The sequence below is a fragment of the Mycobacterium sp. FW102-FHT13B02 genome (assembly GCF_058790275.1).
On sequence record NZ_JBYTCM010000019.1, the window covers coordinates 1 to 25,647 of the forward strand.

Below are 25,647 nucleotides of genomic sequence, written 5' to 3' on the forward strand. Positions count from 1 at the left end.
ACAGTAGGACGTCCCGACAAACCTTGCAAAACCCAGCAACCGCGGAGCCAGACTGCGATGTTCAATGGGATCGGACAATTGCGATGTCGAACGCGGAGCTGCTCTTCTCGAGCGTTCGCTCGAACACCTTCATGGCCGGCGACCAGTTCGCGGCGATTGCGGCGTCGGCGCGGGCGTGCTCGGCCTCGGGCAGAATCCGCGCGATGCCCGCGACCGGCCGCCCCTTTGGCCGGCCCCGAAGATCGCACGGCACCACAACGACTCGCGGATCGTTACGAATCCGCTTGACCTTCCCCGTCGACGCATCGGTGCGCACGTACAGCTTGCCTTCGGCGACACCGTGATTGACGGGGCTGGGCATGGCCTCACCAGAGCGTTTGAACGTGACGAGGACGATCTGCCGGGCCCCGTCGAAGCCCGAGAAATCCGACCCTGTCGGCTCCCCGATGTCGAAGGCGTCGCGGTGACGCAACCTGTCCATGCCCCGAAACATCAACCGGCCCATGGCCGCAGCAAGGTTGTTCCCGGTCATGGCCGGAGCCTAGTCGGGAAGTTGAATTCATCGTGGGCACAACGGTCGATCACCGACGCCGACGCACATAACGTCGCCGGCGTGACTGCTTCCGCGACTTCCCTCAACGCGATCACCGACGCCACCCGGGCGGCCGTCGCCGATAACTCCGCCGCAGCTGCCGTGGTCTTCAGGGCCTCGGCTCAGCCTGAGGGCACAGTCGGTAGCGAGATCACGCTCGGCACTTACCGCGTCCACGTCGACGAGCCACCCGCACTCGGTGGGCAGCACACGGCGCCCAACCCCGTCGAGTACTACCTCGCCGCGCTGCTGTCCTGCCAGGTGGTGACCTACCGATTCTGGGCCGAGCGGCTCGGTGTCCAGGTCGACTCCCTCAGCGCGAGCGCCGAAGGCGACCTGGATGTGCGCGGCTTCTTCGGCCTGGACGACAACGTTCGCCCCGGCTTCCAGCAGATCCGGGTCACGGTCAATGTCTCCGGCCCGGAATCCCCGGAGCGCTACCTCGAACTCCAGGAAGCGGTGGATGCACACTGCCCGGTGCTGGATCTGACGACGGAGGCGACGCCGGTGCACACGCAGCTGCTCATCAGATGACACATCCGATCCGATCTGGCTGGACCGCCGCAGTCGCACCTGGCAGCCCCAGCTTGCGGGTCCGGGGCTGCCAGGTGCGCGGCGTTCTGACTACCTCGCAAGCGGGGTGAGCAGGTCTGAGAACGCGTCCAACATGCTGCTCTCGCCGTTGGGATACGTCGAGTCGATGAACCGATCGACGTTGGTCTCGAAGGCCCCGAGGAAATGCGTGGTCATCATGGTGGTGTGGTGTGGCCCGGGAACCACGGGTTTGGGTTTGGCCTGGGCCGTGCCGACGCCGAATCCGAGACCTGCGCCGGTGACCAGTGCCGCCATACCGGCGATACCGGCGATACCGGCATACGAACTCTTCATGACTACTCCTTGAGTGTGAGTACGTCCGATGGGTTGAGTTGGCCGGCCATCGGGTACACGAGAGACAGCTCGCGGTAGTTCAATCTCAGCAAAGTGACAACGGACGCCACATCGAGACAGCTCAACCGTCCTGACCCGCCAGCCGACGATTCGACGTCACCACCGATCTAGCCCTGAGTCGATGTCGGTCTGCTCAAAGTGCGCCCAGAACATCGTGCTTTCGCCGACGTGTCTATTCGGATCACTGCAGACCGAGTTCGGCCTCGGCCCGCACCGATGGTGGGCTTGGCCTACCACCGGTGTCGCACGCTCGGCCACGAGCTAATAATCGTCACGGCGCGCGATGTGCTCGAGAACAGGTCGTACTACCCGGCTGTGGCCAGCTGTGCGAATCGCCGATTGCCGATCGGGCACAGCGCGTAAAGCTCACAGGCCGATTGGACCCATCGTGAAGAGGTCCTTACCGGAAGGACACTGCCGAGAAACCGAATTTGGCCTGCGCCTTGCGATCGTGTGCCGATGGCAATCGATCTCACCGACGCGCTTCCCCGCACTCAGCTGGGTGCTGAGTCGCCCGTGACGACGAGCCGAGCAGGAACATGAGAGAACGATGCACGAAGGCCGTTGCGGCGCTCGTCGGCTATCTACGCTTCGGCCAGCCGCCGGATGCCCCGGCGACAGGTTACAGCCCCCTGCTGGCGTTGGTGCCCCGGCGTCTCGCAGATGATGAAATCAGCGTAATGGCAGGTTATTTCGCGCCGCAGGCTGCGGCCGTGTCAGATGTCGACATCGCCGTCGCAATCATGACCTACACAGACGACGTCGCCGACCGCGCGGACATCGACCGCGTCAGGCGATCACTGTCGAGCAGCTGCTGACTGTCGTGGCGAGGCGGTCCGCAATGCACCCCCGGGCAGCGATTCGAGGTACGCACGTGAGCACGTACGCAGTCCTCCTGTCCTGCGCCACCGACGCCGTCGATGGGCCGGCTCTGGTGCGCCCCGAACGCTACTGTCAGTCTCACGACGCAACAGCGTTCGGCGAACGGATGCGCCGCGAACAGGGCCTCGAATATGAAGTGATGATCTGGACCGGGCCGACTTGGCGCAGCGTTCGCGGCGAAACCGCCCGCGAAGTCATCCGGCGTAGGTGGCAACCCTGATCTGGCGCCGACTGGCACGGACGGACTGGCCACGATCCCGACAAAGCCGGCCCGAACATCGAACTCGTGGCGGAGGTCGGTCGGTGGTTGAGCGGGTTAGCGCCTGCAGTTTGGGAGCATTGTCATTGGCTCCGTGCTATCACGGTCTCAATACTTGATCAGAACCGTGATTGGCCTGCTACGGCGTATGGCGTAGATACATCCAGTCTTCGATGAGTTCCCATAACGAGCTGTGAGCGTCCGAGCGATCGTCGAACGCGCCCGCCTCAGTCGCCCAGACGCTCATGATTCGGCACCTATTCCCTTGCGTGTGCACGGCCAGGATTTGCTGAATTTCGACCATCGATCACGATTAAAATTAACGCCTGAATAAAATTGCAGCGATAATGGAATTAATTGCGACAGTAAAGCTTCCATTGATCTTGAACCGTGCCTAGCATATTCAGCAGCGGTATGGCGGGAGCACTTTCGGCCCGATGCTCGGCGGCCCCACGTCATAGGCGGGGCCGACGTTGGCGTCGGCACCCGAGCCGGGGGCCGAGTAGAACCAAATCTTGCGGCGTGCGACGGGCGGCGGCGAAGGCTGGACAACGCCGAGCTGCACCTTCATCGGCCAGTCGTAAACACCACCGAGGTTGACCTTGGGGTCCGGATTCAAGCCCCGGTTGATCTCGGCATTGCGGTGGACGGCGAACATCTCGAGCGCTAGCGCGAACTGCTCGGTGTATTTGTTGCTCTTATGGAGGCCTGCCGTAACTGAAGTCGCGCAAAGACGCCTTAGCGGCCCCGATGGTCGGGTCCTTATGGCCTGGTTCGCGCGCCGGCGTTTGCGCCATGATCAATGGTAGCCCTTTCGAACCACAAGCGAACGGCGTTTCGTCCGGCCCGTTCGAGGTTGACCGAACGAACTCAAGAATTGAACAAGACGCTCACAGTTGGCTAAGCAGGTCGTCGAGCGCTTCCCATAAGTCGCCTTTGGGTGTGAACGTCCCCTGATACCAGTCCCATGCCCTGCCGAGGCCATCACTCACGTCGAGGCATAATCCACCACCGGCACCATCGCGACCGATTTCAACCAATTGATTTACGTCGGGCTTACTGCGTTCTCCACGAAATGTAAATTCTGAAGACTCACCATACTCTGCGGGCAACAAAAAGTTGCCGCTCGGACTCAGCCCAGCTCCGCCAAAGTCGTCGTAAAAGCCGTCATGGATTTCCAGATAAAAACCCTGCAAGTCGGCTGGAATGCCGCTCCAATACGTTGGAATGTCGGTACGGAGCAGCGGCGGGGGCCCGAATCTGGTATCGAATGCACTTTCGTTATCCGGATTGCGTAGGACGTACAGCAGAACTGGCTTCTGTCCAATCTCGTCCGCTGCGCGTGTCGAGACCATGCGCGCAATAAATACGCCGAGGCCATCTTGCGCCAGTTTGTGAGTCAGGCGCGGCAGGCGTCGCGCGATTACGGGCTGCCATACGCGTAGGGCGAGTTCGACGGCGTCCCGCCCGTCGGCTGCATTTGCGTCGAGCCACCATTGCGGCACGCTTCCGGGCGCGACGTCGTCGTTTTCGAGCAGGTCGATACGGTGTCCACCGATTCTGTCCCTAATGAACAGTTGATAATCTGCCCTGAGTGTCACGTTTGTTCATCCTTCACGAGCGAACGGCTTCGACAGCTTTCTGAAAAATGTGCTGGACGAACGCGACATCGATCTTGGGGAGATCGCTCGCGGCCGGCCCAGCGGTTGCGCTCACAGCCACAATATGCCGATCGTCGACCAGCCCAAGATAGACGTATTGATCCACCACACGATCACTGTGGTCGTCGAAGTCGGTGACGATATGAGTCCCGACAACCGTCATGTTGGCGATCGTAAGTGCCGGCGCTGGCACGATGGTGCCATTGACGTCACCGGGTCGGCTGAACGTGGCGTAGGAGCAGTCGGCGTTGTCCGGTGCTCGGTAAGACTGCGGATACTCTGCCGCCGAGACGCCAATAGTCTGTCCGGCCGAACGCGCAGTTATCGATTCGATCGATTGCCCGACGACGTCTCCTAGTCGCTGCAATCGTGCGCCGCATTGCGGCGGCCGGACCGTCAAGCCGTCAGCGGCGTGCCTGTGTTTGTCTGCTTCCGGCTGGGTGACGACGGCTTGTGGGTTCGTTCGAACTGTCCACCCAGAAGGGAACTCTTGCGTAACCCGGTGAACACCAGATATGGAGACAGACTTGTCGCCACCCGGGTGCGATGTCGGCTCTGACGTGTTTGTGCATGACATCGTGCTGCACAGGATCAGCGGGGCGAGCAACGCGGCAGCAGCGCGGTATCCGGTCATGCCTGCGCCCCCTGGGCAACCAGTGCAGCAAGGCCCAGTACTCCGCCCACAACGAGTACTCCGATGCCAGCTAACACTCCGACTGGATCACCGATCGGTGTCGACGCGATTACGGGTATCTCGAAAGGGTCGCCGACGGGAGGTGCTGACCGTGGAGCCGACGTCTCCGATGGACTCGTCCGCGGACTGTTGGGAATCCTCGGAACGGCGGTGTGGTCGGGGCTACTTGGCGGAGCTGGCGTCGGCTGTACGGCCGGCGCTTGGGTTGGTGCCTGGTTGGGCGCTTGAGTAGGCGCAGCAGTCGGGTGCTGTTGCCCCTGAGTAGTGTCCGGTTTTGTTGGGCTGGTCTTCGGCGCAGTTCGCGTGTCGCGCTGGCGCTCGGCAATTTCATTTAGCACCGCCTGCGTCGCTTCCTTCTCTTTCTTGCACCAGTCGCCAGACACATCATCCGGGACCGGCTCGCCCTTCACGGTCGTCCACTGACTGGGCAATTTGTCTTTTCGGGAACGGTTGAATACGGACGGATTCGGATACAAGTTAGCCAGCATATCCGCGATCGCCACCTGATCGGCCAATGGAAGACTCCTAAATTGTGGCAGCTTCACCAACGCCCTCAGGGGAATAATGTGATCCACGTCCCAGGTAATATACGTGCCGCCATTGCCGTAAGCCCCACTTTCAATACGGCTAATTTCGTCCTTGATCCCGGGGCCGAAATCTCCATTTTTCATCCGCTTACGGATGTTGGCGACCAGTTTTCGGGCTTCCGGCTCAAGCTTGTCGTATGCGTCTTGTTGCGCTTTGAGCTCCGCCTCGAGCTGCTCCGGTGTGAGATTGCTGTAGTCCTGTGGACCGAATATTGCATTCGGCTCGCAGTCATTTTGCTTTCGCTGCTGCTCTTGGTCGGAGGACTGTTCTTGTTGCTGTTCTTGTTGCTGTTCTTGTTCAGCCGGTTGCTGTTCCGGTTGTTGGCTCGGCTGCGGTTGCGGCTGTTGGCTGGGCTGTTGGAGAGGCTGGTCGTAGTCGGGTGGCTGTTGGCCATTCGCGGGCTGTAGTTGTTGGGGATTGCCCTGCGGGGAGTTGGGTTGTTGTTGCGGTAATTGCGCGGGTTGTTCGGCGGGATTGTTGATGTCGATCCCGTTGCCTTGGTAGGGCGCTGGATAGGACCCGCCGTTGTACGGAGCGGGGACCTCAGGCATCGCTGGCGGTTGCATCGGGAAAGGAGGCCCGCCGCCGTCGCCACCCGAACCGCCTGAGCCGCCGCCGGGCACACTAGGCTGGGCGGCCGCCCCGGGCAGTGCCGTGACGGTCGAACCATGCTCGTCGAGAGTGGTCGTGATGATCGCGGCCAGAAGCAGCGCCAATATCGAAACAATGGCCACTGCGCGCCGGTAGTGGTTCACGCGAGACCTCGATCGCGACTTCATCGGTGTCATGACTTTCCCTCTGACTCAACAACTCGGCGAGCGGATCAATACGCTTGGGTCATTCGGGGCCACCTGCCATGTTGGCTTTGGTCCAGGCAACTTCGTCCGACGCGGTGCGGGTGCAGGCGTCGTAGTCGTCGCCGATTTGGCCGAACACCGTCACGCACGAGATGGACATGTGCGCCAGTAGCCGGTCGTTGCAGGAGTCCACCGACGTGTAGGCCGGGGTGCCGGCCAGGCACAGTTGTTGCGTTTGGCAGGCGGCCACGAAGTTCGCCGCCCGTCCGTCTGCGGAACTGTAGGCGTCGGGGCCGCCCTGGCAATGACCGGAATGGCGCTGTGCATACACGGCCGGGTCGATGTTGTCCGGGCGGTGCGCCCCGGTCGGGTCGGTCATGTACCCGGTCGGGTTCGGTGGCGTGACTGACGCGGCCGGTGTCCCGGCGGGCAGCCCAGCCCAGTTCGGGGCAGGCGCGCCCGTAGTCGCCGCATCAGAAGCCCGGTAGGACAGGGTGATGGTGACTGGGAACGCGAAAACGCTTGTCGGACCGAGGTCAATGGTGAGGTTGGATTGTCCGGGTGGGAATCCCGGCCCCAGCGTGGGGGTGACGCCGACGAGGGCTTGGTTGGCGTCGGTGGCCGCGGGGATGCTGAAGGTGCCGATGACGTGGGCCGGATTGCCCGGTGCGGCATCGGTTTCCACCAGCACCACGTTGTTGCCTTGCCGCAAATGTGTCGCGGCGGGAAGCTTGATTCCGAATGGGATCGTGGATGCGGAGAACACCGTCTTGCGGGTCACGGTGACGTCGACACCGCCGCCGGAGAACGGGATGACCTGGTAGTCAACGTCATTGGAGCCGTAAATCGCGCCACCATCAGCAGTCCAGGTGGCCGGACCCAGCCCCAGCTCGCCGGGTAGGTGGATGGCGATCTGGCGGTTCGGGTGCGCCGTCGGGGCGAAGATGCCATCTTTGGCCCACATCGGCACCGTCACTGCACCGCGTTCCGCCTGAGCCGCCAGCGGTCGTTCCATACCCGCGGTCTCACCCTGCGGGGTGGTGGAGGAAACCCGTGCCCCACCAATGGGATTCACCCGGCCCGGGTCGTCAGGCATCGGGCGTTGGACCGGTAGCGGCACCGGGGGCCGCGACACCGGCGCCGGTACGGGGGACGGTGGTGCCGGTGCCGCGGGGTCCGCGCCGGCGGTGCCGGCAGATACACCACCGGCGCTGCTCATCGTCAGGAGCACCGCCGCGGTAATGGACGCCCAACGACGGGCGCCGCGCGGATGATGTCCTGAACGTTGTAGGAGTGCCACGGTCACAAATCCTTCGGCTCGCCGTAGAGGGTTTGGGTGTCGTTGCCGTTATCGGTGCGCACCCGAATCGTGGTGTACGACTGGATTTTCACCTGACCGCCACAGCCGTCGGCTTCGATGTTCTGATCGCGCAGATTCGACACCGCATGCATGCTGCGCAAGCTGATGCGATCCATCGGAACCTGCGCCAGCCCACCAGGTTTCAACAGCACCCGAATGTGGCCACCCAAATGCTCCTGCACGCCGAGCGTGGCACCAGCTGAGGCACCGGCGAAACCGCCGCCGCCTCCCCCGCCGCCGCCGGCGCCACCCTGGCCCTGACCAAAACCGCCGCCGTACACCTGGCCGTTGATCTGCTGATACGGATCAATGCCCGCGTCGACACCGACCTCCACACCGGGCGAGGAATCGGTGCGGCATCCAACGAAGTAGCCGGATTCGAGTTGAGCGTCCTGAATGACCGCGCCACCACTGCCGGTGATGCGGGCCTCGGAGCGCAGCGTGACGCGTGCCTGCCACGAGTTCGATGCCCCGGCCAGATTGTCGATGTGGTCAATCACTTCGTTGGTGGTGTTCACGTCCACCACCCAGCCGTCATCGGTGACGAATTGCGTCCACCGATCCGGCATCGGCTGCGGATCAGCGACCGCGACACCCGCACCGTATGCGCACGATGCGACAGATACAGCGAACACCTCGAACGTCGCGACCACACGCCGCGCCGACAAGCCAAATACGACCATGCACCAATCCCCCTGCGAAGACCAGCCTCAAGCCCCCCGGCTCACTTGGCCTTTCACGTAATACCGCGAACAATCGCATAACGCGACTGATGCGTCAACTCTTACGTGAGCAGAAGTAGAGCTAACAAGTTAGGTCAGTCAGCAAAGCTGGACAGAATCGCCCCTCGATGCGACTGCCCTCCGCGCATGAAGCAGCTATCAGTGGGACCATGCCCGCCGTCGGGGTGGGCTACTCCAGCAACGTGACAGAACGTGCCAACGTGCGCCGATGACGTAGCAGCACTCGCCGACAGCGATGCAACGTTCTGTAGCCACTAACTCAGCCGCCCGCATGCGTCGCTGAACTGCAATGGCCTGCATTGCCGCGATGGTGGTCGAATAGACGGGGACTCTGTGCGTGAATTCACACGAACCCAGCAGGCAACTTCCCATGCCAGCCGGGTGCCCACGGCGGCCCACTCACGAGTTCACCGGCGTCAATGTCGAGCCCGACCGGAATCTTAGATCGTCGAGTTTCTCTCCAGAAACAAGGCGCCCGTTAGACGCGGAACTACGCAGCTCGGGGACCAGCGAAGCCTCCCTAACCCATCTCGGGCGAGCTCATGGGCCGCCCGGTAGAAAGCTGTTGCGGGCGCGTGTCTACCGCGTGAATGAGCGGCGCGATGCTCGTTCGGGCGTATTCCTCGAGTCCATCTGAGGTGTCCAGCACGGGGGCTTGCGTTCGATCTCGAAGCCCTCATGATTCGGCGCCTATTCCCTTGCGCGTACACGGCCAGGATTTGCTGAATTTCGACCATCGATCACGATTCAAATTAACGCCTGAATAAAATTGCAGCGATAATGGAATCAATTGCGACGGTATAGCTTCCATTGATCTTGAACCGTGCCTAGCATATTTGGCAGCGGTATGGCGGGACCGCTTTCGGCCCGATGCCTCGGCAGTTCTGCGGACATAGGCCGAATCCGGGGGAAGGAGTAATCCAACGTGTCCCACCCGAATGTACTTTTGCCGTTTTTCGCCATCCTCGCGCTGTCCACCAGTGCGCATTGCCTATGGCTGCGTCGATTCGCGTGGCGTAGCTATTACGATCGGGCAGCAACGCTCTCTGTCGCCCTGGAAGGCCTCGCAATCCTTCTGATGACGCCACCAATAGGTATCCGTGTTGGCGTCGCACTGCACCAGCTCACCGGCTTATGGCACACGCATTACCTCTTAGCGCATTGGCTGCTTTTAGCCGGCGGCACCTGCGCTATCGCCCATTTCCTGACGCGTCTGGGAAACGACCACGCCGTCCGAATTTTCTTCCGCCGGCACGTCGAGCTGCCCGTTGCCCTGACCCTTCCGCTGATGCTCGCCACCTTTGCCCTCAGCAGCGTCAACCGTGCACCAACCGACCTCCTCCGGAGTCCGCCGGACACCTGGCTGACGGTCTACTGGGTTATCGCCTGTCTGATGGGGTTGCACCTCATCACGTGCGCCTTGCACTGCCTGATGATTTTGCGACGCGAACAACGCCATCGCGCGGTAGCGGATATCTACATCCTCGGGTACATCGCCGGGCTGATCGTCATAGCGACCCAGTTGACCACCATGTTCGTCGAGAGACGGTGGGCTGCGACGGCACCGCTAGTAGCAGGCTGCATCACGATCACCCTATTCGCGTGGAGCGCAACCTACTCGTGGCAGCGGCGACGAAACCGCACCGCCGGGTGAGAATCAGAAGACCTGAGGACTACAACGAGGTGCTCGGGCAAGTCCGCGTTGCTCCCGAGCGAATCGAGCAGCCCAGTGGCGTGGAGTCGCTGGGCGCTCGAATTGGGTTCGAACGTCGAACATTTGGCGGTGGCGGAGGGATTTGAACCCCCGGTTGGGTTTAACCAACTCTCGCTTTCAAGGCGAGTGCATTAGGCCGCTCTGCCACGCCACCGCCGAATAGCCTAAGGGGTCCGGCGCCGCGCGAGCCCCTCGGGTCCGTGTGTAGCGTGGCGGCTATGCGCGCAATCGTCGTCGAATCCCCTGGTCAACTGGCATGGTCCGAGGTACCGGACGTGACGGCCGCGGGCGGTGAGGTCGTCGTCGAGGTCACGACGGCCGGCGTGAACCGGGCCGACCTGCTGCAAGCCGCGGGCCTCTACCCGCCGCCGCCGGGCGCCAGCGACATCCTGGGGCTTGAGGTCTCTGGCGTCATCTCCGAGGTCGGCGCCGGCGTCGAGAATTGGGCAGTCGGTGATCAGGTGTGCGCGCTGCTGGCGGGCGGCGGCTACGCCGAGAAGGTGGCGGTGCCCGCGGCTCAGGTGATGCCGATTCCGGCAGGCGTGAACCTGCATCATGCCGCCGGTCTGCCGGAGGTCGCGGCCACGGTGTGGTCCAACCTGTCGATGACCGCCCACCTGCAGCCCGGCCAGCTGGTGCTGCTGCACGGCGGCGCCAGCGGCATCGGCACGCACGCCATCCAGGTCGCCCACGCACTCGGCGCGCGCGTCGCGGTCACCGCGTCACTCGAAAAGCTGGAACTCTGCCGTGAGCTGGGCGCCGACATCCTGGTCAACTACCGCGACGAAGACTTCGTGGAGCGGATGACGGAGGCGGGCGGCGCGAATGTCATCTTCGACATCATGGGCGCCTCGTACCTGGACCGGAACATCGACGCGCTCGCGCCCGACGGCCGCATCGTGATCATCGGAATGCAAGGCGGCGTCAAGGGCGAACTGAACATCGCCAAGCTCGTGGGCAAGCGCGCCGGCGTCATCGGCACCGCGCTGCGCTCCCGCCCCGTCGAGGGGGAATCCGGCAAGGCAGCGATCATTTCCGAAGTGGTGCAGCATGTTTGGCCCATGGTTGCCGACGGCCGGGTGCGCCCGATCATCGGCGCCGAGCTGCCCATCGAACAGGCAGCGGCGGCCCATCAGCTGCTACAGGTGGGTGCCGTGTCAGGGAAAGTGCTTCTGCGAGTGCGTGATTGATCTCCGCCGATACGCTGCAAAACGCGAAAGCACTACGCCCTGAACGCAGAATCAACCGCGGCAGATAGTTTGAGGCGGTGACGTTCACGTACACCGCGCCGGTGCGCTATCTGGAGGTCGACCAACAGGGCGTGGTCTTCAACATGTGGTACCTGGCCTACATGGATGAGGCCTTCGGCGCGTTCATCGCCCAAACGGCCTCGTGGCGCCAGATTTTCGACGCGGGCGTGGACACTCAGGTGGTGCACACCGAGCTGGATTGGTCGGGTTCTCTGAAGTGGGGCGACCAGATCCACGTCGACGTCACCATTCCCACCCGCGGCCGCACCTCGTTCACGGTCGAGTTCCTGATCCATACAGGCGATTCCGCCCAACCCATCGTGACCGCGCGCACCGTCTACGTGTGCATCGCGACAGATGGCTCCGGCAAGATCGAGCCGCCGCAGCTCCTGCTCGATGCGCTGGGCTACAAGTAACTAACCGAGCGAGGCCAGCGCCCGGACCAGCTGATCAACCTCGGCGGTCGTCGTGTAGTGGCCCAGGCCGACCGTCACGGCACCACCGATGTCGTTGACACCGATGGCCTCCAAGACGCGCGAGTTGCCGTCCGACACGGCCAGGACACCGTTGTCGGCCAGGCGGCTGATCACGCGGTCGGCAGGCACGCCCTGGACGGCGAAGCTCAGCACCGGGATGGCCGCCTCGGGGGCGCCGAGCACCATGACCAGCGGTAGCGACCGCAGCGAGTTACGCAGGTACGCGAACACCCGGTTGAGGTAGGCCTCGGCCGACTGCATGGAGCGCGCCAGCCGTTCGCGACGAGAGCCGGTGGCGGCGTCATCGAGATTGGCCAGATATTCGATGCTGGCCACAACACCGCCGAGCAGCCCGAACTGGTGCGCACCGACTTCCAGCCGGGCGGCGCCCGTGGCGGTCGGGTCCAGCGAGACCGTGGTCAACGTGTCGATGATCGAGGGGTCGCGGAACACCAGCGCGCCGATCGGCGGGCCGCCCCAGGCAATGGCGTTGAGCGCCACCACATCGGCGTCGACGTCGTTGATGTCCAGCAGCCGATAGGGCGCGGCCACCGAGTGGTCCACGACGACCATGCCGCCGTTCTCCCGCGCCATCTTGGTCACGGGCCGCAGATCGGTGACGGTGCCGAGCTTGGACGACGCCGACGTGATCGCGATCAACCGGGTCGGCCGGGTGATCAGCGTCTCCCACTGCCAGCTGGGCAGTTCGCCGGTCTCGATGTCGACCTCGGCCCACTTCACCTTGGCGCCATAGCGATTGGCGGCCCGCAACCACGGTGCGATATTGGCCTCGTCGTCCAGGCGGGTGACGACCACCTCGTAGCCCAGGCCGGACCGTGACGCCGACGCCTCGGCGAGGGAATTCAACAGGACGGCACGATCAGCGCCGAACACGACACCGCGCGGGTCACCGCCGACGAGATCGGCGACCGCTTGCCGTGCGGCCGTGAGGACCGCGGCGCTGCGCTGGGCGGCCGGGTGCGGCCCAGCGGCCGACGACATGGAACCGCGGAAAGCGGTCGAGACGGTGGTCGCTACCGAGTCCGGCAGCAGCATTCCGGTCGGGGCGTCGAAGTGCACCCAGCCGCCGCCCAGTGACGGGTGCAGACCGCGCACCCGGGCGACGTCATATGCCATGCCATGCCAACCTTCGAGCGATTCAGGCCTGCCAGCCAAAATTTATCCGGCGGGCGTGCCCCGCTGCACACCGGCGAAAGCCGGGCCACCCGAACAGCCATACTAGTGCAGTGAGCTTGGCGTCTGGCGTCCTTGTCGCCGTGTTGGTCATGGTGATCCCTGGAGCAATCACCGCTCGTGTAGCACAGCTAACCTGGCCCGTTGCCATAGCAGTCGGCCCCGCAGTGACCTACGGCATCGTTGCTTTGGCCGTCGTTCCACTCGGTGCCATCGGCGTTCCATGGAACGGCTGGACGGCGTTGCTGGCGTTCGTCATCGTGCTTGCAGTGGTTGCCGGGCTTCGTCGTGCCCTGCGGCGCTACGCGGACACCGCCGCCGAAGCACTCGCGATCACGCGCGGCCCGGCCCTGTTCGTCGCCGCCGGCATTCTCGTCGGCGCGACGGCGATCGCAATTTCAGCAATCGTCGGCATGCCGCATTGGCAATCCATTCCGAGCACCTGGGACTCGGTCTGGCACGCCAACACCGTCCGCTGGATTCTCGACGTCGGTCAGGCCTCACCGCTGCACATGGGTGAGCTTCGCAACGTCGAGACGCACGCTCTGCTGTACTACCCCTCGACGTTCCACGCCCTCGCCGCGATCTTCTGCCAACTCACCGGCGCCGCCCCGACTACGGCCTACACCCTGAATTCACTGGCAGCCTGCGTCTGGCTGTTCCCCGTCAGCGCGGCGAGCCTGACGTGGGCCATGGTGCGGCCGCACAAGTGCCAGCGCTGGAGCGCCGGGGCGGCCGCCGCGGCAGGCGCACTGGCGGCGTCGTTCACCGCCGTCCCATACGTCGAGTTCGACGTCGCCGCCGTCCCCAACTTGGTGGCCTACGGTCTCGCCGGACCGACCACGGTGCTGATCATGTCGTGCCTGCGGCACCGCGACCGGATCCCGCTGACCATCATCGCCCTCGTCGGGGTGTTCTCGACGCACATCACCGGCGGGGTCGTCGTCGTCACCTTCGTCGGCGTGTGGTGGCTGTGCGACAAGCTGTGGCATCCGGTGCGCGGCCGGCTCTCCGACTTCCTGAGCCTGCTCGCCGTCGCGGTGCCGTCGCTGGTGCTGCTGCTGCCGCAGTTCATCGGGGTGCTCGCGCAGGCGGACATCATCGTCGGGCATGCGTTCATCACCCACCAGAGCAGGCTCCGGGTGCTGTTCAACGCCGTCGTGCAGCACACGCGCCACCTCAACGACTATCCGATCCAGAACATCCTGATCCTGCTCGGTGCCCTCGGTGGGCTGATCCTGCTGGTCAAGCGGGTCTGGTGGCCGCCGACGGTGTGGCTGCTGCTGATCGTCGCGATCGTGCATTCGGGTGCACCGTTCGGCGGCCCGCTCGGCTTTGTCATCGGCAAGTACTCCGACCTCTACTACAGCGACCCGCGCCGGTTGTCTGCCGTCGTGACCATGTTGATCACGCCGTTCGCCGGGATCGCGTTGTTCGCCGTCATCGCCTTCGCCGTCGGCTGGCTGCAGAAACGGGCGCCCCGCACCGAACGGTTCTGGGCCGCGGTGACAGTGCTCCTCCTCGCCTTCTCCACTGTCGGGCTGGCCTGGCACTACTTCCCACGCCACCGCTATCTGATCGGCCAGAAGTACGACCAGATCATGGTCAACGACAAGAACCTGGAGGCCTTCGCCTACCTGGCGACGCTGCCGGGAGCCAAGGACACCTTGATCGGCAACGCCAACACCGACGGCACCTCCTGGATGTACGCCGTCGCCGGACTGCACCCGCTGTGGACCCACTACGACTACCCGCAGCAACAGGGGCCGGGCTACCACCGCTTCATCTTCTGGGCCTACGCCAACAAGGCGGACACCGATCCGCGGATCGCGCAGGCCGTGCACGCCCTGAACATCCGGTACGTGATCACCAGCTCGACCATCGTCAGAGGTTTCGTAATGCCCGACGGACTAGTGTCGCTGGATAAGTCGAAGTCGTGGGCGAAGATCTACGACAACGGGCGGTCCCGCATCTACGAGTGGCGCGGCGATACCGCTGCCCCGGCGAAGAGATAGGAACAGTGCAGCTATGACGCTGAACCCAGCAGACGACGACAACATCGAGGTCATCGGCGGAGACCTGGCGTTGGGCGGGGCCCCCGGCGGCGACCCCGAACAGGCCGACGAAGGCAAGTCGCTGACCGACCTGGTCGAGCAGCCGGCCAAGGTGATGCGAATCGGCACCATGATCAAGCAGCTGCTGGAGGAAGTGCGCTCCGCGCCGTTGGACGAGGCCAGCCGGAACCGCCTGCGCGACATCCACCGGTCGAGCATCCAGGAGCTCGAAGACGGCCTGGCTCCGGAGCTGACCGAGGAGCTCGAGCGGTTGTCGTTGCCGTTCTCCGAGGAGAAGGTGCCGTCGGCCGCCGAGCTGCGCATCGCGCAGGCCCAGCTGGTGGGCTGGCTCGAGGGCCTGTTCCACGGCATCCAGACCGCCCTGTTCGCCCAGCAGATGGCGGCCCGCGCGCAACTGGAGCAGATGCGCCAGGGCGCTCTGCCGCCCGGCGCCGAGGGCGGTCGCAGCCCGTTCCACTCGGGCACCGGCCAGTACCTGTAGCCCGTGAGCGAACCGCACATCTCCACGCAGAACGCGTGGGTCGAATTTCCGATCTTCGATGCGAAATCCCGTTCGCTGAAGAAGGCGTTTCTCGGTAAGGCCGGCGGTGGCATTGCCCGCAACGAGTCGAATGTCGTTGTGATCGAGGCACTTCGGGACATCACGATGTCGCTCAACATGGGCGACCGCGTGGGCCTGGTCGGGCACAACGGCGCCGGCAAGTCGACGCTGCTGCGCCTGCTGTCGGGCATCTACGAGCCGACGCGTGGTTCCGCGACCGTACGCGGCCGCGTGGCCCCGGTGTTCGACCTCGGTGTCGGCATGGACCCGGAGATTTCCGGTTTCGAGAACATCATCATCCGCGGCTTGTTCCTCGGACAGACCCGTAAGCAGATGCTGGCCAAGGTCGACGAGATCGCGGAGTTCACCGAACTCGGCGAGTACCTCTCGATGCCCCTGCGCACGTACTCCACCGGTATGCGCGTACGCCTCGCCATGGGCGTCGTCACCAGCATCGACCCCGAGATCCTGCTGCTCGATGAAGGCATCGGGGCGGTCGATGCGGAGTTCCTGAAGAAGGCCCGCACCCGGTTGCAGGCGCTGGTGGAGCGCTCCGGAATCCTGGTCTTCGCAAGCCATTCCAACGAATTTCTGGCCCGGCTCTGCCAAACCGCGATGTGGGTCGACCACGGCACCATCCGGATGACCGGCGGCATCGAGGACGTCGTCCGCGCCTACGAGGGCGACGACGCCGCACGGCACGTGCGCGAGGTGCTCGAAGAGAACGAGCGCGAGCGCCAGGCGTGACCGACATGTTGTGCGCGGTCATTGTGACCCACCGGCGGCCGGAGCTGTTGGCCAAATCCCTTGCCGTGGTGTGTTCCCAGACGCGCCTACCGAATCACGTGATCGTGGTCGACAACGACAACGACCCGGCGGTCCGGGTTCTCGTGGAGTCGCAGCCCGTGACGACGACCTACCTCGGCTCTGCCCGGAACCTCGGCGGCGCAGGCGGTTTCGCACTCGGCATCCTGCACGCCCTGGCCCTGGGTGCGGAGTGGGTATGGCTGGCCGACGACGACGGACGTCCCGCTGATTCGTCGGTGCTGGCGACGCTGCTGGACTGTGCGGCAAAGCACGATCTGGCCGAAGTGTCGCCGATGGTATGCGACCTGAATGAGCCTGAGCGGCTGGCCTTTCCGTTGCGCCGCGGGCTGGTGTGGCGCCGGCGTGTCTCGGAGCTGCAGGGGGACAAACAGGCCGGCGTCGATCTGCTTCCGGGCATCGCCTCGTTGTTCAACGGCGCCCTCTTCCGGGCGTCGACACTGGAAGCCGTTGGCGTACCGGACATCCGGCTGTTCGTCCGCGGCGACGAAGTCGAGGTGCACCGCCGGCTCGTGCGTTCCGGCCTGCCGTTCGGCACGTGCCTGAACGCGGTGTATCTGCACCCGCAGGGTTCCGACGAATTCAAGCCGATCCTCGGCGGCCGCATGCACACGCAGTACCCCGACGACGCCACCAAGCGCTACTTCACCTACCGCAACCGCGGATATCTGCAGTCCCAGCCCGGTATGCGCAAGCTGGTTCCCCAGGAGTGGGTGCGGTTCGGCTGGTACTTCCTGGTCACGCGACGTGATCCGGCCGGGCTGCGCGAGTGGATGCGATTGCGCCGCTTGGGACGAGACGAGAAGTTCAGCAGGCCCGGTTCGGGCGGACCCGATTCAGGAGGACAGCGATGACGTTCACGGACGCGGCCGCGCAGTCCAAAACGCTGCGCCGCGCCTGGGGCGACCTGGTGACCGGCTTCAGCAAGCGCGAACTCTGGCTGCACCTGGGCTGGCAGGACATCAAGCAGCGCTACCGGCGCTCGGTGCTCGGCCCCATCTGGATCACCATCGCCACCGGCACCATGGCCGTGGCGCTCGGCGGTCTGTACTCCCAGCTGTTCCACCTGCCGCTGGCCGAGCATCTGCCGTACGTGACGCTGGGCCTGATCATCTGGAACCTGATCAACGCGTCGATCCTCGAAGGCGCCGACGTGTTCATCGCCAATGAGGGCCTGATCAAACAGCTTCCGACGCCGCTGTCGGTGCACGTCTACCGGTTGGTGTGGCGCCAGGTGCTGTTGTTCGCGCACAACATCATCATCTTCGTCATCATCGCGATCATCTTCCCCAAGCCGTGGTCCTGGGCCGATCTCTCGGTCATCCCGGCGCTGGCGCTGATCGTTGCCAATTGCGTCTGGGTGGCATTGTGTTTCGGCATCCTGGCGACGCGGTACCGGGACATCAGCCCACTGCTGGCCAGCCTGGTGCAGCTGCTGTTCTACATCACCCCGATCATCTGGAACGACCAGACGCTACGCCTCCAGGGCGCGGGCACCTGGTCGAAAATCATTGAGCTGAACCCGCTTCTGCACTACGTGGACATCGTTCGCGCGCCGTTGCTGGGTGAGCCCCAGGAGCTACGGCACTGGGTCGTGGTGATCACGTTGACAGTCGCGGGCTGGGTTGTCGCCGCGATCGCGATGCGCCAGTACCGCGCGCGCGTGCCGTACTGGGTGTAGGTCGCTCAGCACTTGTCCGGGTGCGGCGACCGCAGCGGGCCGGGTGTCACGCGGGCAACTGTCTCGGACTTAGCTCGTTGTCTGCGGGGATCCGGCCGGTCATCTGACCGTCACCTCGGGTTCGGCGGCGCGGAGTTCAATTGCGGCGACCGGCTTTCCGCGTCCCACAGGAGCAATCATGACCATCACCGAAACCCCCACCACCAACGACATCGCGAACGGGCAGGTCATCGAGGCCGAGCTCGTCGAGACCGCTGACGCCGCGGAGAAAGAGACCAACAGTCTCGCCATCCGCGAGGTGCTGAGCGGCGTGCTGGAGCGTCAGCTCGACGCCGGCCACAGCCTCACCCGCCAGCTGGTCAGCGCCACCTCCGCGGCTGCCGAGGCTGTCGTCGAGTCGCCGGCCAAGGTGATCGCCTCCGTGCGCGACGGCGCCACCCTGCCGCACGCGGTGAACGAGACCGGCGCGGCCGTTCAGGACGTGCTGGCCGAATCGGGCCGCGACATCCGCAGCGCCGTCGGTGAATACGTCGGCCGCAACGCCGTCGGCCCGAACGCCATCATCGCCGGAGCGTCGCACGTGGCGGGTTCGCTGGTTCGCGCCCAGGGCGCCCTGACCGCCACCGCTGTGGACGGACTGTTCACCGTTGCCGGCACCGCCGCCCAGGGCGACGACGTGCGCGAGGCCGCCACCCGCGAGTGGAGCGAGCTGCGTACCACCGCGTCGTCGGCCCGCGAAGCCATCGAAGCGCAGGTTTCTGCTTCGCGCGAGAGCATCCGGGACGCGTTCGACACGGCGTCCTGATCACCCGGCCCGTCAGGGCCTTCTGACCACCCGGCCAGGCTCGAGGTCGGCTGTGATTCGGCAGCCGATCTCGGGCGTCCGGTGGTTATCCACAGGACTTGAAATGCCCCTGGCGACGCATGCCGGGGGCAAGTAATATCGAATGCATGTTCGAACACGTTGGCGTTGGTGACACAGGGGTTCTCGTGCACGACGTCTCCGTGGTCGACTCAATGATCCATTACGCGCGGGTATCGAACATCGCCGAATCCGGGAAGTTCAGGGCCATTGCGGACCTGGTGGCGTTGCGCGTCGATGACCAGGAGGGCCGGCAGTGGTGGGCCTGCGATGGCTGGGACGCCGCCGTCGCTGAAGTGGGGGCGGCACTGGGGATCGGGAAGCGCGAAGCGTCTGGGCAGTTGTCGATGGCCGTCGCGTTGCGGTTCCGGTTGCCGAAGGTGGCGGCGGTGTTCGCCGACGGCGGAGTCTCGGCGCGCACGGTCGGCACCATCTGCTGGCGCACTCGCCTGGTGGAGGACCCCAACACCCTGGCAGTGATCGACGCGGCACTCGCCGGAGCGCTGTCGGAGTGGGCCGGATTGTCCCGCAAGAAGATTGAGAAGAAGATCGACGGCTGGGTGCAGAAGTTCGACCCGGCCGCAGTCCTGAAAGCCCGGTCGGCAGCGCGCCGCCGCGGAGTCGGGGTGGGCAAACCCGACGATGAGACCGGGGTTACGTCCATCTGGGGTGCGCTGCTGGCCACCGATGCGGAGTTGTTGGATCGGGTGCTGACCGAGATGGCCCGGCAGGTGTGCGACAACGATCCGCGTACCTTTGGGCAGCGCCGCGCCGACGCCCTAGGGGCGCTGGCAGCCCGCGGGGACCGGTTGGCCTGCCAGTGCGGTGCCCCGGACTGCCCCGCCGCCGGCCCTGATGCGCGCGCCACCGCGGTGGTGATCCACGTGCTCACCGATGCGCTGCCCGCGCCAGTGGCTGACCCGCTGCTCAGCGGGGACCCGGCTGCACCCCTGGTTCCGCCCGTCCCTGGGCCCGCGCCCGAGCAGGTGACCGAGGCGGCGCAGCTCATCGACACGGCACCGGACACCGACGTACCCGCGCCTGAGCTCGATTCCTCATCTGCGCCTGAGCCGATGCCCGCGGTCACCGGGCACCCCGCCACCACCCCGGTGCCTGCGGGCCCACCAGCGCCGGTGCGCACACCCGTCGGGTATGTCCTCGGCGGCGGCGTGGTCCCGCCGGCGCTGTTGGCTGATCTGGTGGCTCGCGGCGCGAAGGTCCGCACCGTCGCCTCAGCCAGCGATCTCGGCGGGGTGCCGCGCTACCGGCCGTCGGCTGCGATGGATGAATTCGTGCGGATGCGGGCCATGACGTGCATGTTCCCCGGTTGCGATCACCCCGCCACCGCCAGCGACATCGACCACACCATTGCGTGGCCGGCCGGGCCGACGCATCCGGGCAACCTGAGCCCGAAATGCCGCAAACACCACCTACTCAAAACCTTCTACGGCGGGCCCGACGGATGGCATGACCGTCAACAGCCCGACGGCACCATCGTGTGGACCGCACCCACCGGCCACACCTACGCCAGCGTGCCCGAAAGCCGAATCCTGTTCCCCCGCAAGGTCGCCGACACACCGCTGCCGAATCCACCACCACCGGACGACACCGATCTGGACACCACCACGGCCCCTGGCCGGGACATCATGATGCCAATACGCCGCCGCACCCGCGCCCAGGACCTCGCCCAGCGGAATGCCTACGAGCGCGCTCTCAACGAGGCCGAGCTGCGAGAGATCGCGGCCGCGCAAGAAGCCGCGGCCCGCAGGCGCAAAGAACGCGAAGAACAGGAAGCCGCCGGGTCCGCAGAGCGACAAGACATCCCGCCACCTTCGGTATCAGGCGACGAAAACTGATCGGACGGCGGCCTCATCTCCGTCGAATTCGACAAGCCCGAGTGTCAGGGCATCGCTGAGGCTGAGAGCACCCGCGGCAAGACCCAGGATGCAGGCGGGACCGGCGGTGACGGAGGCGTCCAGCTTGCGGCCGTCGTACGGTCCGACTTCGAAGCCGGACCGGGTCGCGCGCAGCTGCAAGGTCTGGTCGCCGACCACAAGACCGATCGTCACTGCGGAACGGATCTTGACCCGGCCGTCGAGTAAAGCCGGAACAGCGAGGGTGAGCCACTCGGGCCGGAAGGAGTCACCGCCGGCGGGGCCGTTGATCATCAGCGGAGTCGACCAGCGGAGCAGGCTCTCGATCGGCTGGCGCAACTCCGCACCCCACGGGGTCAAGGTGTACTCGACGGCACTCCCCTCGCCGGCCAGCTTCCGCTCGACCACGCCTGCGGCTTCGAGGTCGCGGAGCCGGTCGGCGAGCAGATTGGTCGCGATGCCCGGAAGGCGCTCGATCAGGTCGCGATAACGGGCCGGCGCGATGAGGAGTTCTCTGACGATGAGCAAGTTCCACCGGTCGCCGACGATCTCGAGGGAGCGGGCGAGCCCACAGTATTGGTCGTAGCTTCGCATTGCCCGGTCCTTTTACTTGAGTTTCTCAAGTGACTATGAGATGTTCAAGCATAACCGGAAGCTGATCCGACGAGGGGTTGCCATGACCAACACCACTGCGGCCACACGGCCCGCCTGGGTCGACGACGAGCTGTTCCCGTTCGAAAGCCACTTCATCGAGATCGACGGCCACACCGTGCACTACGTCGACGAAGGGTCCGGCCCCACACTGCTGATGCTGCACGGGAACCCGACCTGGTCTTTCCTGTTCCGCGACGTTATCGACCTGCTGCGCAAAGACTTCCGATGCATTGCCCTCGACTACCCCGGTTTCGGATTGTCGACTCCGCGGCCCGGTTACCGCTACCTGCCCGAGGAGCACGCCGATGTCGTCACCGCATTTGTCGACGCTCTCGGCCTCAAGGAGACCACGCTGGTCGGGCAGGACTGGGGCGGCATGATCGGCTTGGCGGTGGCGCAGCGGCGGCCGGGCGTCTTCGATCGGCTGGTGCTCGCGAACACCTGGGCCTGGCCGGTCAACGGGGTCCTGCACTTCGAGGCTTTCGGTCGCATCATGGGTGGGCTCCCGATGCGCTTTTTGGTCCGGCAGTTCAATCTGCTGGTCAATGCCTTCATTCCGACCGGCCATCGGAGGCGAAAGCTCACCGACGCCGAGCTGGACCACTACCGCCGTGCACTCGACACCGCCGAGCGGCGCCAGGCGTCTGCTGTTCTTCCCGGCCGGGTCCTCGCGAGCCGGGAATTCTTCGCCGAGGTCGAAGCCGGGCTGCCGGACGTGGCCCACCTGCCCACGCTGATCATCTGGGGCGACGCCGACATCGCCTTCCGCGCGCAGGAACGCGAGCGGCTGGAAGCGACGTTCGGCGACCATACGACGGTGATCGTCGAGGGCGCCGGAACCTACGTCGAGTCCGACGCCCCCGACGAATTCGCTTCTGCGATCCGCTCATTCAGCGACGGCGCGCAACGGCCTTCCGAGTAGCGGCATTCAGTCGGTTCCACGAGTTGATGACGGTCGCCATGCCGACCACGTGCGCCAGCTCGCGCTCGCTGAAGACGGCGGCCGCTCGGGCGTACACATCATCCGGGACCGGGCCGCGGCTCAGATCGGTGATGGCCTCGGTGATCGCGAGCGCCGCACGCTCGCGCTCGGTGAACAGGTCGCCGGCTTCCTCCCACGCCGCAACCAGAGCCAGGCGCTGCTCGGTCTCACCGAAACGTCGGGCGTCATGGACGTGCATGTCGAGGCAGAAGGCGCAGTGGTTGATCTGTGAGGCGCGAATCTTGATGAGCTCGCCGATGGTCGAATCGAGCTCCTTGGACGCGGCATTGCTGAAAGCCATCAACCCGGCGTACAGCTCGGGAGCGACGTCGTAGATGTCGATGCGCTTGGCGTGGGTCGTGGTCGGTGCGTTCAGTGTCTCGGTCATGTCATCGACGTTAGCCATCAAAAACCCGCGTACATGGTTCAATTGATGCGTGGTTTCGTGGGCCAATTCCGCGGCGAGCGGTGCCGGACTGGACCTGCATCTGGACCTGGGCCGGTCGGTTCATCCCGGCCGCCGGGGTACTCGTGACCAGCTGATCCGGGCGCTGAGGGACGCTGTTCGGACGGGCCGGTTACCGGCCGGCACGATGCTGCCGCCATCCCGATCACTGGCCACCGACCTCGGATTGGCCCGCAACACCGTCGCCGAGGCCTACGCCGAATTGGTCGCCGAAGGGTGGCTGGGCTCGCGTCAGGGCGCCGGCACGTGGGTCGTCGGCTCGCACACCGAACCGACGCCGGCCACACAGCGCACAGGGCCGGGCACCCCGACCCACAACCTCATGCCCGGATCGGGAAACGTCGCGGCTTTCCCGCGCCAGGCCTGGCTGACGTCGGCCCGCCGAGCGCTGACCAACGCCCCCACCGAGGCGCTGCGCACCGGAGACGCCCGCGGCCGGCTGGAACTGCGCGCCGCGCTGGCCACCTATCTGGCCCGGGCCCGCGGCGTCCGCACCACAGCCGAGTCCATCGTCATCTGCGCAGGGACCCGCCACGCCATCGAGCTGCTGTCGAAAGTGGTCGCGCCGGGCACCATTGCCGTCGAGAACTACGGACTGTTCCTCTTCCGCGACGCCATCGCCGAGACCGGCGCCAGCACCGTGCCGATCCAGATCGACGATCGTGGCGCCGTCATCGAAGAACTCGAAAAAACCTGCGCCGCAGCGGTTCTCCTCACTCCGGCGCACCACTTCCCGCACGGCGTGCCACTGCATCCCGCACGGCGCACCCAAGCACTCGACTGGGCCACCCGCACGAAAAGCTATGTCCTGGAGGACGACTACGACGGCGAGTTCCGTTACGACCGGCAACCGGTCGGCGCGATGCAAGGTCTGGATCCCGAACGGGTGGCCTATCTCGGCTCGGCCAGCAAGAGCCTGGCCCCCGTGCTGCGACTGGGCTGGATGGTGTTGCCCGACAACCTGGTCGACCCGGTACTGGCCGCGGCGGGCGGCCAGCAGTTCTACGTCAACGCCATCGACCAGCTGACCATGGCCGATTTCATCGAATCCGGCCAGTACGACAAGCACATTCGCCGGATGCGTAACAGCTACCGGCGCCGGCGCGACGCGCTGGCCGCGAAGCTATCCGGTCTGGATGTCGAGATCAGTGGGCTCTCCGCCGGACTGCACGCCCTGATCCGCCTGCCCGACGGCACCGAACACGAAGCCATGCGGCGTGCCGCCGACGCCGGAATCGCATTGTCCGGGCTGGCGCTGCTGCGCCATCCTGACGCAGGAGCACACACCCCGCACCAGGACGGCGTGGTGGTGAGTTTCGGCACGCCCGCCGATCACGAGTTCAACGCGGCGCTCGACGCATTGCATGACGTGCTCGAGGCCGTCAGCCGCTGAGCGCCGCCAGCTCCGCCTTGAGATTGGTCCGGGCGGCGTCCTCCCACAGCCGCCGCCCCTCGTCCGTGCGGTACAGCGACGGCCCGGCGAGCATCGCCTCGATCATCCGGCCGCGCCACAGCCCGAAATCCGCATCGCTGACGTGGCCGTACTCGGACCGCACCCGGGCGGTGTTGTGTTGGTAGTCCGCCGGCGGCACGGCCAGCACGGCCAGGTCGGCGTCGGACAGCACCTGGCCGTTGTGGTCGTCGGCCGCGGGGTCGTGGGTGATGGTCACCCGCACCAGGCGGCCCACCTCTGCCACGAAAGCCGGGTCCACCCCCAGATCGGTGAGGTCAGACTCCGCGAGCAGCGCGCTGTTCTCCTCGTCGTCAGACTGGCCCGCGTACACCGCGTCGTGGTACCAGGCGGCAAGGCGCACCGCGTCAGGGTCGTCGGCGAACCCCTCCAGGGCGTCCACTCCGGCAAGGATGCCGCGCAGGTGACTGAGGTCGTGGTAACTGCGGTGCGGCTCGTCCCAGCGGCCCAGCAGAGCCGCTCCGACGTCGTCCACCCGCGGCGACTGAGAATATCGCGACAGCAGTGTGTGCCATGCCTGAAGCAGATCGGTCACGTGTCCATGGTGCACGTAAGCTGCCCGGGTGGCCGAGCCAGTGGACATCCCCGCCGAACACCATGCCGAACACAGCGCCGAGAAAGCCGTCGAGGCGTCTTTGGGACTGGTGACGCAGGCGTGGCGATTCGTCGTCACCGGCGGCTTGTCCGCAGTTGTCGACTACGGTCTCTACGCACTGCTCAGCGCGATTTTCGTGGCCAACGGCATGCCGGACGCCCGGGCCACACTCATCGCGAAGACGCTCAGCTTCATCGCCGGCACGACGACGGCGTACCTCATCAACCGGCGCTGGACCTTCCAGGCCGAGCCCAGCCGGGCCCGATTCATCGCCGTCGTGATCTTGTACGCGGTCACCTTCGGACTGCAGGTCGGCATCAATCAGCTGTTCTATCTGCAATTCGCCGGCGAGTCCTGGCGGCGGCCCGTGGCCTTCGTCATCGCCCAGGGCACCGCGACCGTGATCAACTTCGTGGTGCAGCGAGCCGTGATTTTCCGGCTGAAGTGACGTTGGCCGGTACCC

General features: G+C 65.2%; 28 protein-coding genes and 1 tRNA gene. 16 read left to right on the forward strand and 13 right to left on the reverse strand.

Annotated features, from left to right (window positions below):
- Positions 1-61 precede the first annotated feature (61 nt).
- Entirely contained in the window at positions 62-532 is a 471-nt protein-coding gene (locus tag AC3WTE_RS24815; protein WP_492441803.1) for a PPOX class F420-dependent oxidoreductase, read from the reverse strand.
- 81 nt (positions 533-613) lie between these two features.
- Here AC3WTE_RS24815 and AC3WTE_RS24820 point away from each other — a divergent pair, with 81 nt between their 5' ends.
- Positions 614-1,126: an OsmC family protein gene (locus tag AC3WTE_RS24820; protein ID WP_492441805.1), complete on the forward strand. Its 513-nt coding sequence runs from the start codon at positions 614-616 to the stop codon at positions 1,124-1,126.
- A gap of 90 nt (positions 1,127-1,216) precedes the next feature.
- Here AC3WTE_RS24820 and AC3WTE_RS24825 read toward each other — a convergent pair whose 3' ends face one another.
- Positions 1,217-1,480 (reverse strand): hypothetical protein, encoded by a 264-nt coding sequence (locus AC3WTE_RS24825; protein ID WP_492441807.1) that lies wholly within the window; start codon positions 1,478-1,480, stop codon positions 1,217-1,219.
- A gap of 599 nt (positions 1,481-2,079) precedes the next feature.
- On the opposite strand from AC3WTE_RS24825, the gene AC3WTE_RS24830 reads away from it, so the two are divergent.
- Positions 2,080-2,358, forward strand: a complete 279-nt coding sequence (locus AC3WTE_RS24830; protein WP_492441809.1) for a DUF3349 domain-containing protein — start codon at positions 2,080-2,082, stop codon at positions 2,356-2,358.
- Between the two features lie 56 nt (positions 2,359-2,414).
- Complete coding sequence (locus AC3WTE_RS24835; protein ID WP_459367376.1) at positions 2,415-2,642, forward strand: hypothetical protein; 228 nt, start codon at positions 2,415-2,417, stop codon at positions 2,640-2,642.
- A 442-nt stretch (positions 2,643-3,084) separates the two neighbouring features.
- Here the strand turns inward: AC3WTE_RS24835 and AC3WTE_RS24840 are convergent, their stop codons facing one another.
- The 6 genes from AC3WTE_RS24840 to AC3WTE_RS24865 form a co-directional block, all read right to left on the reverse strand.
- On the reverse strand, positions 3,085-3,339 hold the full coding sequence (locus tag AC3WTE_RS24840; protein ID WP_492441811.1) for a hypothetical protein: 255 nt from the start codon (positions 3,337-3,339) through the stop codon (positions 3,085-3,087).
- A gap of 232 nt (positions 3,340-3,571) precedes the next feature.
- Entirely contained in the window at positions 3,572-4,282 is a 711-nt protein-coding gene (locus tag AC3WTE_RS24845) for a hypothetical protein (RefSeq protein WP_492441813.1), read from the reverse strand.
- A gap of 13 nt (positions 4,283-4,295) precedes the next feature.
- A complete protein-coding gene (locus tag AC3WTE_RS24850) occupies positions 4,296-4,976 on the reverse strand; it encodes a DUF5642 family protein (RefSeq protein WP_492441815.1) in 681 nt (226 codons plus the stop codon).
- Positions 4,973-6,379, reverse strand: coding sequence for a hypothetical protein (locus tag AC3WTE_RS24855; protein WP_492441816.1), 1,407 nt, complete (start codon positions 6,377-6,379; stop codon positions 4,973-4,975). The genes AC3WTE_RS24850 and AC3WTE_RS24855 overlap by 4 nt, the downstream gene beginning before the upstream one ends.
- A gap of 82 nt (positions 6,380-6,461) precedes the next feature.
- Positions 6,462-7,721 carry a hypothetical protein gene (locus tag AC3WTE_RS24860; RefSeq protein ID WP_492441817.1) on the reverse strand — a complete coding sequence of 420 codons (1,260 nt, stop codon included), beginning with the start codon at positions 7,719-7,721 and terminating at the stop codon, positions 6,462-6,464.
- Between the two features lie 2 nt (positions 7,722-7,723).
- On the reverse strand, positions 7,724-8,350 hold the full coding sequence (locus AC3WTE_RS24865; RefSeq protein WP_492441972.1) for an MspA family porin: 627 nt from the start codon (positions 8,348-8,350) through the stop codon (positions 7,724-7,726).
- A gap of 1,099 nt (positions 8,351-9,449) precedes the next feature.
- Here AC3WTE_RS24865 and AC3WTE_RS24870 point away from each other — a divergent pair.
- Positions 9,450-10,178, forward strand: a complete 729-nt coding sequence (locus tag AC3WTE_RS24870; RefSeq protein WP_492441818.1) for a hypothetical protein — start codon at positions 9,450-9,452, stop codon at positions 10,176-10,178.
- Between the two features lie 124 nt (positions 10,179-10,302).
- Here the strand turns inward: AC3WTE_RS24870 and AC3WTE_RS24875 are convergent.
- Positions 10,303-10,392, reverse strand: a tRNA-Ser gene (locus AC3WTE_RS24875).
- A 64-nt stretch (positions 10,393-10,456) separates the two neighbouring features.
- Between AC3WTE_RS24875 and AC3WTE_RS24880 the strand changes: the two genes are divergently transcribed.
- Together AC3WTE_RS24880 and AC3WTE_RS24885 are read left to right on the forward strand one after the other, a co-directional pair.
- Positions 10,457-11,428 (forward strand): NAD(P)H-quinone oxidoreductase, encoded by a 972-nt coding sequence (locus AC3WTE_RS24880; protein ID WP_492441819.1) that lies wholly within the window; start codon positions 10,457-10,459, stop codon positions 11,426-11,428.
- Positions 11,429-11,505: 77 nt separating this feature from the next.
- Positions 11,506-11,904: an acyl-CoA thioesterase gene (locus AC3WTE_RS24885; protein WP_492441820.1), complete on the forward strand. Its 399-nt coding sequence runs from the start codon at positions 11,506-11,508 to the stop codon at positions 11,902-11,904.
- Here the strand turns inward: AC3WTE_RS24885 and AC3WTE_RS24890 are convergent, their stop codons facing one another.
- The gene (locus AC3WTE_RS24890; RefSeq protein WP_492441822.1) at positions 11,905-13,101 is read right to left on the reverse strand and encodes a cysteine desulfurase-like protein; all 1,197 of its coding nucleotides are present in this window, start codon (positions 13,099-13,101) and stop codon (positions 11,905-11,907) included.
- A 110-nt stretch (positions 13,102-13,211) separates the two neighbouring features.
- On the opposite strand from AC3WTE_RS24890, the gene AC3WTE_RS24895 reads away from it, so the two are divergent.
- From AC3WTE_RS24895 to AC3WTE_RS24925, 7 genes are all read left to right on the forward strand, one after another.
- Positions 13,212-15,173 carry a DUF6541 family protein gene (locus AC3WTE_RS24895; protein WP_492441824.1) on the forward strand — a complete coding sequence of 654 codons (1,962 nt, stop codon included), beginning with the start codon at positions 13,212-13,214 and terminating at the stop codon, positions 15,171-15,173.
- A gap of 13 nt (positions 15,174-15,186) precedes the next feature.
- Positions 15,187-15,714: a bacterial proteasome activator family protein gene (locus tag AC3WTE_RS24900; RefSeq protein ID WP_459367387.1), complete on the forward strand. Its 528-nt coding sequence runs from the start codon at positions 15,187-15,189 to the stop codon at positions 15,712-15,714.
- Between the two features lie 3 nt (positions 15,715-15,717).
- Entirely contained in the window at positions 15,718-16,521 is an 804-nt protein-coding gene (wzt, locus tag AC3WTE_RS24905; RefSeq protein ID WP_492441826.1) for a galactan export ABC transporter ATP-binding subunit Wzt/RfbE, read from the forward strand.
- A 5-nt stretch (positions 16,522-16,526) separates the two neighbouring features.
- Positions 16,527-17,453, forward strand: a complete 927-nt coding sequence (glfT1, locus tag AC3WTE_RS24910; protein ID WP_492441974.1) for a galactofuranosyltransferase GlfT1 — start codon at positions 16,527-16,529, stop codon at positions 17,451-17,453.
- Positions 17,450-18,280: a galactan export ABC transporter permease subunit Wzm/RfbD gene (wzm, locus tag AC3WTE_RS24915; RefSeq protein WP_492441828.1), complete on the forward strand. Its 831-nt coding sequence runs from the start codon at positions 17,450-17,452 to the stop codon at positions 18,278-18,280. Before glfT1 ends, wzm begins: the two co-directional genes overlap by 4 nt.
- A 178-nt stretch (positions 18,281-18,458) precedes the next feature.
- Entirely contained in the window at positions 18,459-19,085 is a 627-nt protein-coding gene (locus AC3WTE_RS24920; RefSeq protein ID WP_492441830.1) for a hypothetical protein, read from the forward strand.
- A gap of 146 nt (positions 19,086-19,231) precedes the next feature.
- Positions 19,232-20,998: an HNH endonuclease signature motif containing protein gene (locus tag AC3WTE_RS24925; RefSeq protein WP_492441832.1), complete on the forward strand. Its 1,767-nt coding sequence runs from the start codon at positions 19,232-19,234 to the stop codon at positions 20,996-20,998.
- Here the strand turns inward: AC3WTE_RS24925 and AC3WTE_RS24930 are convergent.
- Entirely contained in the window at positions 20,981-21,610 is a 630-nt protein-coding gene (locus tag AC3WTE_RS24930) for a winged helix-turn-helix transcriptional regulator (RefSeq protein ID WP_492441834.1), read from the reverse strand. The two genes, AC3WTE_RS24925 and AC3WTE_RS24930, sit on opposite strands and share 18 nt — an antisense overlap.
- A gap of 82 nt (positions 21,611-21,692) precedes the next feature.
- Between AC3WTE_RS24930 and AC3WTE_RS24935 the strand changes: the two genes are divergently transcribed.
- A complete protein-coding gene (locus AC3WTE_RS24935) occupies positions 21,693-22,592 on the forward strand; it encodes an alpha/beta fold hydrolase (protein ID WP_492441836.1) in 900 nt (299 codons plus the stop codon).
- On the opposite strand, the gene AC3WTE_RS24940 is transcribed toward AC3WTE_RS24935, so the two are convergent.
- Entirely contained in the window at positions 22,561-23,040 is a 480-nt protein-coding gene (locus AC3WTE_RS24940) for a carboxymuconolactone decarboxylase family protein (RefSeq protein WP_492441838.1), read from the reverse strand. The genes AC3WTE_RS24935 and AC3WTE_RS24940 overlap by 32 nt on opposite strands.
- A 49-nt stretch (positions 23,041-23,089) precedes the next feature.
- Here AC3WTE_RS24940 and pdxR point away from each other — a divergent pair, with 49 nt between their 5' ends.
- Complete coding sequence (gene pdxR, locus AC3WTE_RS24945) at positions 23,090-24,511, forward strand: MocR-like pyridoxine biosynthesis transcription factor PdxR (RefSeq protein ID WP_492441839.1); 1,422 nt, start codon at positions 23,090-23,092, stop codon at positions 24,509-24,511.
- Here pdxR and AC3WTE_RS24950 read toward each other — a convergent pair.
- Positions 24,501-25,124, reverse strand: coding sequence for an HD domain-containing protein (locus AC3WTE_RS24950; RefSeq protein ID WP_492441841.1), 624 nt, complete (start codon positions 25,122-25,124; stop codon positions 24,501-24,503). The genes pdxR and AC3WTE_RS24950 overlap by 11 nt on opposite strands.
- Positions 25,125-25,170: 46 nt before the next feature.
- On the opposite strand from AC3WTE_RS24950, the gene AC3WTE_RS24955 reads away from it, so the two are divergent.
- Positions 25,171-25,632 (forward strand): GtrA family protein, encoded by a 462-nt coding sequence (locus AC3WTE_RS24955; protein WP_492441975.1) that lies wholly within the window; start codon positions 25,171-25,173, stop codon positions 25,630-25,632.
- The last annotated feature ends 15 nt before the right edge of the window (positions 25,633-25,647 follow it).